General features: G+C 68.6%; 11 protein-coding genes and 3 pseudogenes. 6 read left to right on the plus strand and 8 right to left on the minus strand.

Going from position 1 to position 9,390, the window contains the following annotated elements; genetic code table 11:
• Nucleotides 1–69: 69 nt before the first annotated feature.
• Nucleotides 70–906, plus strand: coding sequence for an alpha/beta hydrolase (locus tag CFB34_RS38925; RefSeq protein ID WP_089444100.1), 837 nt, complete (start codon nt 70–72; stop codon nt 904–906).
• Nucleotides 907–1,001: 95 nt separating this feature from the next.
• On the opposite strand, the gene CFB34_RS38930 is transcribed toward CFB34_RS38925, so the two are convergent.
• Nucleotides 1,002–1,673: a LysR substrate-binding domain-containing protein gene (locus CFB34_RS38930; RefSeq protein WP_278190125.1), complete on the minus strand. Its 672-nt coding sequence runs from the start codon at nt 1,671–1,673 to the stop codon at nt 1,002–1,004.
• A gap of 119 nt (nt 1,674–1,792) precedes the next feature.
• Nucleotides 1,793–1,927: pseudogene (locus CFB34_RS39155) on the minus strand (LysR family transcriptional regulator); the annotation flags it as partial.
• A 113-nt stretch (nt 1,928–2,040) separates the two neighbouring features.
• Between CFB34_RS39155 and CFB34_RS38935 the strand changes: the two are divergent.
• From CFB34_RS38935 to CFB34_RS38940, 3 genes are read left to right on the plus strand one after another with little or no spacing between them, the layout of a single operon-like run.
• Nucleotides 2,041–2,559: a hypothetical protein gene (locus CFB34_RS38935; protein ID WP_242808795.1), complete on the plus strand. Its 519-nt coding sequence runs from the start codon at nt 2,041–2,043 to the stop codon at nt 2,557–2,559.
• On the plus strand, nt 2,502–2,642 hold the full coding sequence (locus CFB34_RS39235; RefSeq protein ID WP_347404601.1) for a hypothetical protein: 141 nt from the start codon (nt 2,502–2,504) through the stop codon (nt 2,640–2,642). Before CFB34_RS38935 ends, CFB34_RS39235 begins: the two co-directional genes overlap by 58 nt.
• Nucleotides 2,582–2,740 carry a hypothetical protein gene (locus tag CFB34_RS38940; RefSeq protein ID WP_242808796.1) on the plus strand — a complete coding sequence of 53 codons (159 nt, stop codon included), beginning with the start codon at nt 2,582–2,584 and terminating at the stop codon, nt 2,738–2,740. Before CFB34_RS39235 ends, CFB34_RS38940 begins: the two co-directional genes overlap by 61 nt.
• A 27-nt stretch (nt 2,741–2,767) precedes the next feature.
• Here CFB34_RS38940 and CFB34_RS38945 read toward each other — a convergent pair.
• From CFB34_RS38945 to CFB34_RS38970, 6 genes and pseudogenes are all read right to left on the minus strand, one after another.
• Nucleotides 2,768–3,470: pseudogene (locus CFB34_RS38945) on the minus strand (DUF3142 domain-containing protein).
• A gap of 5 nt (nt 3,471–3,475) precedes the next feature.
• Entirely contained in the window at nt 3,476–3,841 is a 366-nt protein-coding gene (locus tag CFB34_RS38950) for a hypothetical protein (protein WP_242808797.1), read from the minus strand.
• 508 nt (nt 3,842–4,349) lie between these two features.
• Nucleotides 4,350–4,667: a hypothetical protein gene (locus CFB34_RS38955; RefSeq protein WP_242808798.1), complete on the minus strand. Its 318-nt coding sequence runs from the start codon at nt 4,665–4,667 to the stop codon at nt 4,350–4,352.
• A complete protein-coding gene (locus tag CFB34_RS38960; RefSeq protein WP_242808799.1) occupies nt 4,658–5,638 on the minus strand; it encodes a hypothetical protein in 981 nt (326 codons plus the stop codon). The genes CFB34_RS38955 and CFB34_RS38960 overlap by 10 nt, the downstream gene beginning before the upstream one ends.
• A 41-nt stretch (nt 5,639–5,679) precedes the next feature.
• The gene (locus CFB34_RS38965; protein ID WP_242808800.1) at nt 5,680–7,236 is read right to left on the minus strand and encodes a 3-deoxy-D-arabino-heptulosonate 7-phosphate synthase; all 1,557 of its coding nucleotides are present in this window, start codon (nt 7,234–7,236) and stop codon (nt 5,680–5,682) included.
• 161 nt (nt 7,237–7,397) lie between these two features.
• Nucleotides 7,398–8,157, minus strand: a pseudogene (locus tag CFB34_RS38970) (fumarylacetoacetate hydrolase family protein).
• Nucleotides 8,158–8,466: 309 nt separating this feature from the next.
• Here CFB34_RS38970 and CFB34_RS38975 point away from each other — a divergent pair.
• Both CFB34_RS38975 and CFB34_RS38980 read left to right on the plus strand, forming a co-directional pair.
• Nucleotides 8,467–8,925, plus strand: a complete 459-nt coding sequence (locus CFB34_RS38975) for a universal stress protein (RefSeq protein WP_242808813.1) — start codon at nt 8,467–8,469, stop codon at nt 8,923–8,925.
• Between the two features lie 13 nt (nt 8,926–8,938).
• Nucleotides 8,939–9,130 (plus strand): DUF2964 family protein, encoded by a 192-nt coding sequence (locus CFB34_RS38980; protein WP_071336349.1) that lies wholly within the window; start codon nt 8,939–8,941, stop codon nt 9,128–9,130.
• The last annotated feature ends 260 nt before the right edge of the window (nt 9,131–9,390 follow it).

Consider the following 9,390-nt stretch of genomic DNA (forward strand, 5'->3'; position numbering starts at 1 on the left):
TTTAACAAACCTGTCCGATAATGGCTGCCGGCCAGTGCGCCGTTCATCCACCTCACAGGAGTCATCGCGATGCCATACGTCACTACGAAGGATCACGTCGAGATCTTTTACAAGGACTGGGGCCCGAAGGACGCGCAGCCCATCGTCTTCCATCACGGCTGGCCGTTGTCCTCGGACGACTGGGACGCGCAGATGCTTTTCTTCGTCCAGAAGGGCTATCGCGTCGTGGCGCACGACCGGCGCGGCCACGGCCGGTCGGCGCAGGTGTCGGACGGCCACGACATGGATCATTACGCGGCGGACGCGTTCGCGGTCGTCGAAGCGCTCGACCTGCGCAATGCGGTGCACATCGGCCACTCGACCGGCGGCGGCGAAGTGGCGCGCTACGTCGCGAAGCACGGCGAGCCGGCCGGCCGCGTCGCGAAGGCGATGCTGGTCAGCGCGGTGCCGCCGCTGATGCTGAAAACCGAAGCGAACCCCGAAGGCTTGCCGATCGAGGTGTTCGACGGCTTCCGCAAAGCGCTCGCCGACAATCGCGCGCAGTTCTTCCTCGATGTGCCGAGCGGCCCGTTCTACGGGTTCAACCGCGAAGGTGCAACCGTGCATCAGGGCGTGATCCGCAACTGGTGGCGACAGGGGATGGAAGGCAGCGCGAAGGCGCATTACGAAGGCATCAAGGCGTTTTCGGAAACGGACCAGACGGAAGACCTGAAGTCGATCTCCGTCCCGACGCTCGTGCTGCATGGCGAAGACGACCAGATCGTGCCGATCGCGGATGCCGCGCTGAAGTCGATCAAGCTGCTGAAGAACGGCACGCTGAAGACGTACCCGGGCTACTCGCACGGGATGCTGACGGTCAACGCGGACGTGCTCAACGCCGACCTGCTGGCTTTCGTGCAGGCGTAACAGGGTTGGCGCGGGCCCGCTTCGGCGGGCTGCGCCGCCATTGCGGGCCGGCGGCGCGCGGTTGCGCCCGTCGCGCCGCCGGCCACGCGGCCGGATCACGGGCCCTGGCCCGGACCGTTGAAGCGGATGCCGGGAACGTCAGGCGCGGCATCCGGCACTCCAGGAACGCGAGTAGGTCGCGCACCTGCGTGGCCTTGGCGAGTCTTCCGGCCAGACGAGGTAGTACGCGTCCCCCGTATTGACGGCGGTCTTGAACGGCAGCACGAGCTGCTTCTCGTCGATGGCCGTCGCACACAGCGCGAGATCGCCGATCGAGATGCGTGGCCGGCAATCGCCGCCGCGATCCCCTGTTCGAGCATGTCGAACACCTGCCCGCGCGTGATGTCCACGTCGAGATCATGCCCGCTGCCCTTGAGCCAGCGGCGCCAGTCGCGCCGGTCGGGTGACGGGTGGATCAGCTCGCACGCCGCCGGATTCGTGCGTGCGACCGTCGCGGTCGCCCGCGAGCACACCGGAATCAGCCATTCGTCGAACAGCTTCACGCACTGCGTGGCCTCGCCGAACTTGCCTGCGCCGAGCAGGATCGCGCAATCGTAGGATTCGCTGAAGAAATCGACGGTATCGACGTCCATCCACACGCTCGCGATCTGCACCTCGAACGCGGGCCGCGTGGCGCGAAACGCGGCCAGTGCGTCGAGCAGCCAGCGCATCGTGAGTGTGGACGGCGCCTTAAGCCGCAGCACGTCGCGCTGCGACCGGAACAGCACGCAGGCTTCCTCGATCTGCCGGAAGCCGCGCCGCAGGCCCGACGCGAGGATGTGCGCTTCCGCGTCACGGTCATTTTCGGGCCATGCCGGACGAACAGCTTCCGGCCGAAGTACGCCTCGAGCGTCCTCACGTGCTTGCTCACCGCGCTTTGCGTGAGGCTCAGTTCCTCGGCAGCCAGCGTAAACGAGCCGGTGCGCGCGGCGCTTTCGAACGCGCGCAGCGCGTAGACAGGCGGGAGCGGTTTGGCCTTCATGGGTTTTGAGCAGGAATAAAACTCATGTCATCCGGCAGGATTTTCCGTTTTTCAACAGCGCGCAGGGTACGCAATACTTCGGAAAGCCGTGCACTCCCGTGCGCTGAAGCACGATGATGCCACCGCGGCGGGCACGCGCGTCCATTCACCCAACAACTTTTTGTCATGGCACTTCATTACCGCTGCTGTTCGCCTATCTCGCCGCGATCGTGCTGCTCATCGCGACCGCCCGGCCCGGTCGTCATGCTCGTGGTCGGCACCGTCGCGCGGCGCGGCTTCCGCCAGGGGATGCTGACCGCGGTGGGCGCGAATGCGCGAGCCTCGTGATGATCGCGGGGGCGATGCTGATGGTGTTCGGCGTCGTGCTCGTCAGCGAGCGTCTGTTGACCGGGTTGCACGTGGCGGGGTGCGTGTTCATCGCGGTGCTGGCCATCCGGACGCTGCTCGGCGAATGGCGCGCCGGCCGCACGCGCGACGGCAATGACGCGCGGGAAGGAGAACCAGCGTCGCAGGCGCGCGGCTTGCCGGCGTCGTGCGCGGCTTTCTCGTCGGCATCGCGAATCCGAAGGACCTGCTGTTCTTCGTCGCGTTCTTTCCGCAGTTCGTCGGCATCACGCCGGATTCACGCGTGAGCCTGGCGATCCTGGCCGCCCTGTGGATCGCAGTCGATTTCACGATCCTGACCAGCTACATGGCGCGATCAACCATCCGCTGATTCATCGCAAGCAGCGATGGATCACGGCTTCGTCGGCAGGCGCGCTGCTCGTGATTGCGCTCGCCGGGCTCGGCAGCACGATCGCGGGTGTCGCGTAAGCGATCCCGATTGACAGCGGGAGTCTGTCAGCCGTTGCGCAGGAACACGACGTAGCCGCGGAACCACGGTTCGTCGCGAGGTACGGCGGCGCGTCCATTCGCCGCCCTGGATGATGCCGATGCGAAACGGCAACTGCAGCCGCGCGACGCGCGGCAGGTAATCCACATAGTCGGGGATCGTGCGGCGGCCCTGGTAGGTCTGCACGACCACTTCGTCGACGATCCCCCTGAGCTGGTTGACCCTGGTCGGTATCGATGCGGCTGCTCCAGTCGAGCAGCCCGGTGATGCTCAGCCGATAGTCGGCGGCAGCGTGTCGCGCAGCGACCGCAGGAATGCGAGGTAATCCTGCAGGTGGCGCGTGCGCGCATCGAAGTCGATCTGGACGCCAGTGATCGTGCGGCCCGACGCGCGCCAGCGCGTGAGCTGCGCGAGCATGATCTGCGTGACGCGCGCGTCCAGCGCAGCGTATGCGCGCGATAGACGAGCACACGCGTGCCTGCGGCGCGGGCGGAAATGCCACGCCCTGCGCGATCACGCGGACCTGCGACTCGTCCCGCGGCGACGCCTCGATCTGCCCTTGCAGCACGTACACGGTGCGCGCGCCGTGCACGACCGCCTGCGGCTTCACGCTGCCCACAACCAGAACGCGTCGTACCGCGCGGCGTCGACGGTGCCGGCCAGTGCGACGCGTCCGGCCAGCAGCAGTGCGATGCACGCGAGGCGCGCGATGCGCTTCACGCGGCGCTTACCAGTAGTAGCGAAGCTTCTGCGCCCACGGCTGCCGCGTAGCTCGCCTTCAGCGTATCGAACCAGCGCTTGCGCACGTTCTTCGGCACGTCCTTGCCGCCGCATTCGTTGGTGCCGCCCGGCGCATAGCACTTGATCGCACGGTAGTACGCGTAGGCGCGGTCGTTCGGTTCGCCTGCGCGTCGGCCATCACCGTACGTAGCTCGACATCCGCTCGTACGGTTTGCCGTCGAACTGCGACGGCCCCGCGCCGAGCGTCGACGGATGCCCGTGGCGGCCTTCGTCGCTGCGTTGCGGATCCACATCGGCACCGGATCGCTTTCGACGCCGGGTGCGGGCGGGTGAAGGCGCACGAAATCGGCGAGCAGTCAGCCCTTTTGCATCGGCGGGCTCTGCTGGAGCACCGTGGCGATGTCGTGCGCGGACGGGCACGCATAACCGTCTTCGTTTTGGCGCGGCCGCGATGAACGGCTTCAGCGGATCGGCCGGCTTGCCGGACACCAGCGCGGCATCCGCGATGAACTCGGCGTAGTGCGACCGCGTGAGTTCCTTGTACAGCAGCGTGTACAGCGCGTGTCGCGCAGCGCGCCGCCGGCGCCTGGCTTTGCGCCTGCGCGCGCAGCAGGTCCGCATTGCCGAACGTTGCAGCAGCACGGCGCGGATCGCGATGTTCTGCACGGGCGAATCGTCGGCGAACGCGTCGTTGACGAGCCCGGCCTGCTCCAGGTTGATCGCGAGCGCGAGTTCGAGCGCCTCGCGCTGGAAGCGGAATTTCGCGAGCGGGATCAGGTCGCGCCACAGCTGCGGGCCTTGTCGGACTGGCGCTATCTCCAGCGCGAACCCGCGCAGACGCCTGCTGGCTCAGGCCGAATAGTCGAGCGGCTCCGCGGGCGTCTGCGGCAGCAGCGCGAGCGCGGCGTCCGGCTTGTGCCCGATCTGGACGTACCAGGTGGCGAGCAGGTAGTCGTAGAGCGCGGGCGCGTTCGCGAAGCGCGGCTTCTGCGCCTGCAGGTCGTCCAGCGTCAACGGCTTGCGGCTCGAATCGCTGCTGTCCGACGTGCGCATGCGCAGCAGGTCGACGGTCGCGAGCACGGTCGGCGACTGGATCTGGCTCGCGTCGAATTCCGACCCGAACAGCAGCTTGCTGTCGAGTTCGTTCGCCAGCTGGATCAGCGGCACGTTCGACGTCGCCGGCGACCAGCGCGCGAGCGCGTGGCCGTACAGGTCGGCCTGCTGCGTGACGTTCCCGCCGAGCCACGCGACCCGCCGCAGCAGCCCGTTTGCGGAAGTCGCATAGCGCCCTGCGGGTACACCTTCAGGTAAGTGCGAAACACCGTATTCGCGGCGTCGAGCGACACCTTCGTCACGCGGCCGCGCGTCGGCGTGGGGCTGTCGTGGTCGAACACGTTGGCCTGCGCGGCGTTCAGCTGCGCGCGCCCGGCCATGTAGAGCCCGGTTTCCTTCAGCCACGGGTTCGCGCTGTGCGACGCGCTCGCGAACGCACGGGTCGCGGTGAGGAAGTCGGCGCGGTAGAACGCGTTCGTGCCGTCGAGGTATGCGGCGAACTGCTGGCCGAGCGGCGACTTGACCGGCGGTTTCGTCCACGCGGCGCTCGCGCCGCCGGCGGCGCAGGTCTTCTGCGCGATGTCGGCGCGTGCTGCGCGCAGGCGCGCGGCTTCATCGGCGGGGAGGCCGCCGGCACTGCCCAGTGCGTCGTTGAACGCGTCGGCGCCCGAGGCCATGCTGCGGCAGATGCTGCCTTCGCCGTCGGCGTACTGGTTCGACGGCGTTTCGGCATCCGTTGCGCCGCCGGTCTTGTCGGGCTCCTTCTGCCCGATGTAGATCCATCCGGAGAAGTCCATCGGGAACGGCACGATGATCTGGTGGATCCGGTCTTTCGCCGGGATCGTCTTCGGGTCGGGAAACGCCTGCGCGACCTTGGCGCTGTCGACCATCATCAGCATCGCGTTGATGCGTGTGTCGTTGGCCGGGCTCAGCATCGGCACGTTGGCGCACGAGTAGGTGGTCTGCCGGAGCGTGGTCGGTGAATAGCAGCCGTCGTCGCCGCTGGCATGGGCAACAGGAATCCAGAACAGGCTGGCCGCCAGCGCGGCGAACAGGTGGCGGTGCAGCATGGGGCTTTTAGGCATTTCTTTTTGTGCCGGGTAGGGGGCCGCAGCGGCCGGGTCTCTCAGGTGAGGCGTTTCGCCCCGGCGCGTATCGTACCGCACTGCATGCACGTATTTCGCGGGTGCGCGCTGCGGCCGGGTTCGGCGGCAACCGGTGCGCGCAGGCCGGCAAGTCGTGTCGATGGCCGGTGCGAGCCGGCACCTGCATCACGCGTATACGCTACTGGCGACGCCGTCGTCGGCCACATCGTCGATCGGGCCCGCAAGTCGTCGATCGCGACCATCAGCTCGCGCACCTGCCGCAACGACGGGTACTGGTGCAGCACCGCATGCCATTGCGGCAGCATCAGCAGCGCGTGCCAGACCACACCCAGGCCGCCCGGATCGGCATCCGGCCGCTGCGCGAGCGCGCTCGCGTATTCGAGGCTCGCCTGTGCGGACAGCAACTGCATCCGGCTCGCGGCACCCAGCAGGCGTGGCGTTGCATCCGCGGACGCATCGCAGCAATAGAGCACTTCGCGCGGCAGCGTCGCTTCGTCGGTCGTCAGCGCGCGCAGCGACGCGCCGTGCACGCGCACCGTGCCCTGGTGCGTTTCGAACGCATAGAGCGTGTCCGGATCGGCCTGCGCGAGCAGGTTCAGGCCGCGCAGCAGCCGCGGCAGATCGGTCGTCGCGGCATCCGCGGATGCTTTCGCTTCGACGAGGAAGCGCACGTTCCACGCGGGCGCCGGGTCATCGCCGCGCGTGCGTTCGAGCAGGATCGCGTCCCATTCGGTTTTCGCGCGATCGTGGCGGCCCGGAATCGATGACGGCACGCGCATCGACGTCACCACCCGGTACGTGCGGCGGGCGTCGACGGCGTCGAGCCGGCGCGCCAGCGCGTCGAGCGCCTGCGCGGCCAGCGCTTCGACGGCCGCGCCGCGCTGCTGCGACGCGACGCCTTGCGCGACGGCGACGGTGCTGCCTTCGAGCGGGCCCTGGCGCACCCAGAGCGCCCGGTAGCGACGCACGTGCTCGTCCGATGCCAGTGCGTCGACGCGCAGCAGGCGTTCGAGCGCGGGGCTTTCTTTCAGCTTGACGATGTCCTGCTCGAACGCGGCGTCGGTCGCCATGTCGGGCAGCGCGAGCAGGTGCCGTAGCGTGTCGTGCAGGTCGCCCCACGACGCGGCGGTGGCGGCCGCATGCAGCCGCGCGAGCCCGTCGCGTTGCCAGGGGCGGGCGCTGCGCTCGAGCTTGGCCGGGTGCGCGATCGCGTTGACGGCCGAGTGCAGCGCGCGACGGTCCTGCTCGGCGTGCGCTGACAACGACGCGTATTCGCGCACGGTCGGCGCATCGTGCCGCAGCACCGCGGCCTGAAAGGCGGGATCGCCGGCGTGCGTGTCCATCGCATCGCGGATCATCCGCGCGAGGGCGTCGATGAAGCGCTGCTGCAGCGCCGCGTCGGGCATCTGTCCGTCGCTTCGCGTCCGACGCGCTTCCTCGATCACGATCGCGAGCGTGGCGGCCGGGCTCGCGGCGTCGGCCGGCGACAGCGCGCTGTCGAGCGGCGGCAGCCGGTAGCGGCGCGCGACGGTGCGCAGGGTTTCGTCGAGCAGGGCGGGAAGCGGTGTCAGCGACATGGTCGGTATCGGCTTGAAGGCGATGCGCGTGCCCGGGGTTGGAGTGTGGTGGTGTGGTGGACGCGATGATGTGCAACGTTATCACGCTGGGTCGGTCGGCACGACGGCGCAGGCGTAGCTGCGCGTCAGCGCTCAGCGCAACCTCCCACCCACCACACGCATCACGCCGTCAACGTCACCGACAGGCTGCCGAGTTCGCCGAAGCGCACCGTCAGCGCGTCGCCGAGCGGCACGTCGATCGCGCCCGCGTACGAACCGGTCGTCACGATCTGCCCGGCGCGCACGGCGTCGCTGCGTGACGCGAGGAAATTGACGAGCCACACCAGCGGCTTCAGCGGATCGCCATCCGGATGGCGGCCGTCGATCGTGCGGTTCAGTGCGCCTTCGAACGACAGCGCCAGCGTCTCGAGCGGCACGTTCAGCCCGTCGGGCACGACCGGGCCGACACACAGCCCTGGTTGAATTGCCCGTCGGCCAGCAGCTCGAACTTCGACGCGCGCGTGGGCTCCGCATAGCGGCAGCCGAGCACTTCGAGCACGATGCGCACTTCGCGGATCGCGTCGCGCACGTCCTCATCGTCGTACGGCTGTTCGCGCGCGGGCAGGTCGCGATCGAGCACGAACGCGATTTCCGGCTCGATCCGCACGATCGGCCCGCCGACGACGCGGTACGGCGCATCGGCCTCGCGGATCGTCGACGCGAAGATCGGCGCGAGGATCACGCGGTCGGGCGGCGGCAGCGCGCATTTCCAGCCGCCGACGGGTTCGCCGAGCAGGTCGGCCACGCGCTGCTGGATCGCGAGGGCGGTCTCGACGTTCTCGGGGCGCAGCGCATCGGGCAGCAGCGGCCGGGCGAGCCGGCATGGCGGGCGGCGACGAGATGCTGGGCGGCGCCGTCCACGCGTTCGGTAGTCGTTGTCATGTCGGTTGAGCGAGTTGAAAGTGGGCCGGCAAAAAAGGGCCGGACGAAAGTCGCACATTCGATGATAGCGCTTTCGGCACGATGACCGCTCGATACCGCTGCTTCGGCTTCCGTGTCGGGCAGGTTGGCGACCTTGCCGCAAGCGAGCGGTATCGGCATCACGTCGCGACGCTTTGCCGCACGGACGCCCGCCGGTGGGTCTTGATCGCCATCAACATTCGAACCCGCCATCCGCCGATGATGGTGACAAGGCCGCGCGACCAGACGCGTGGAACTCACCCCAGCGAGGTTCGCATGTACAAGAAGATCATGGTGGCCGTCGACGGCAGCGCTTCGTCGAAACAGGCGCTTGCCGAGGCAGAAGGTCGCGCTGGCCGGCGACGCACACGTCAGCGTCGTGTATGTGGTGGACAAGTCGGTGCTGTTCACTTACGCGGGCCGTTTCGATCCGCACGCACTGGTCGAGGAGATCCGCGACGACGGGCGCAAGGTGCTGCGCGAAGCCGAGCAGATCATCGCGCTGGCCGGCGCGAAGGGCGAGCCGAACTCGTCGAGACCGAAAGCATCGGCGAGGACATCGCGGAGCGCCTGCAGCGCTACGTGAAGGAAGGCGGGATCGATCTCGCGGTGGTCGGCACGCACGGGCGGCGCGGGATCCGGCGCGTGCTGCTCGGCAGCGTCGAGCGCTTCGTGCGCGGCTCGAAGTGCCCGGTGCTGCTGATTCGCGGCGACGATCACGACGTAGCGGCCGCCGCCGCGGCGGCTTGACGCGGCGCGCGCGATGATTCGCCGCCAGTCCCGGATCGTCGTCGCGGCGATCGCGGTGTTCGTGTCGCTCGCGGGGATGATGGCCGTCGTGTCGGGGCTGCTGTTCGACAATACGATGGCGCTGCGCGGCGGCGCGATCGCGCTGGTGGTCGGCGTGGCCGGCTTCGTCGTGATGCTCAATCCGGGCGCGAAGGGCGAGGAGTGACGGAAGCGCGCGTGGCGGCCTCGTCCGGTAAAGGTGCCGGGCACGGCCGGCCGCGGCGCTCCCCGCGCCCGCGACAGCCGCTGCAGCGCTAGGCATCCGCTTGCGTGCCCGCTCGCATCGCCGGCTATTCGCTTGCCGTACCCGGCGCCTTCGCGCCATCCTGCCCGAGCGGTATCGCCAGGCGCTTCAACGTCTCCGCCAGGTCGGCGTTCTCCGGCTGAACCTGCCGCGCCTGCGCGAACGCCTCGCGCGCTTCATCC

Origin of the sequence: Burkholderia sp. HI4860 (assembly GCF_002223045.2) — a bacterium.
In the GTDB taxonomy this organism is placed as follows: Bacteria; Pseudomonadota; Gammaproteobacteria; order Burkholderiales; family Burkholderiaceae; genus Burkholderia.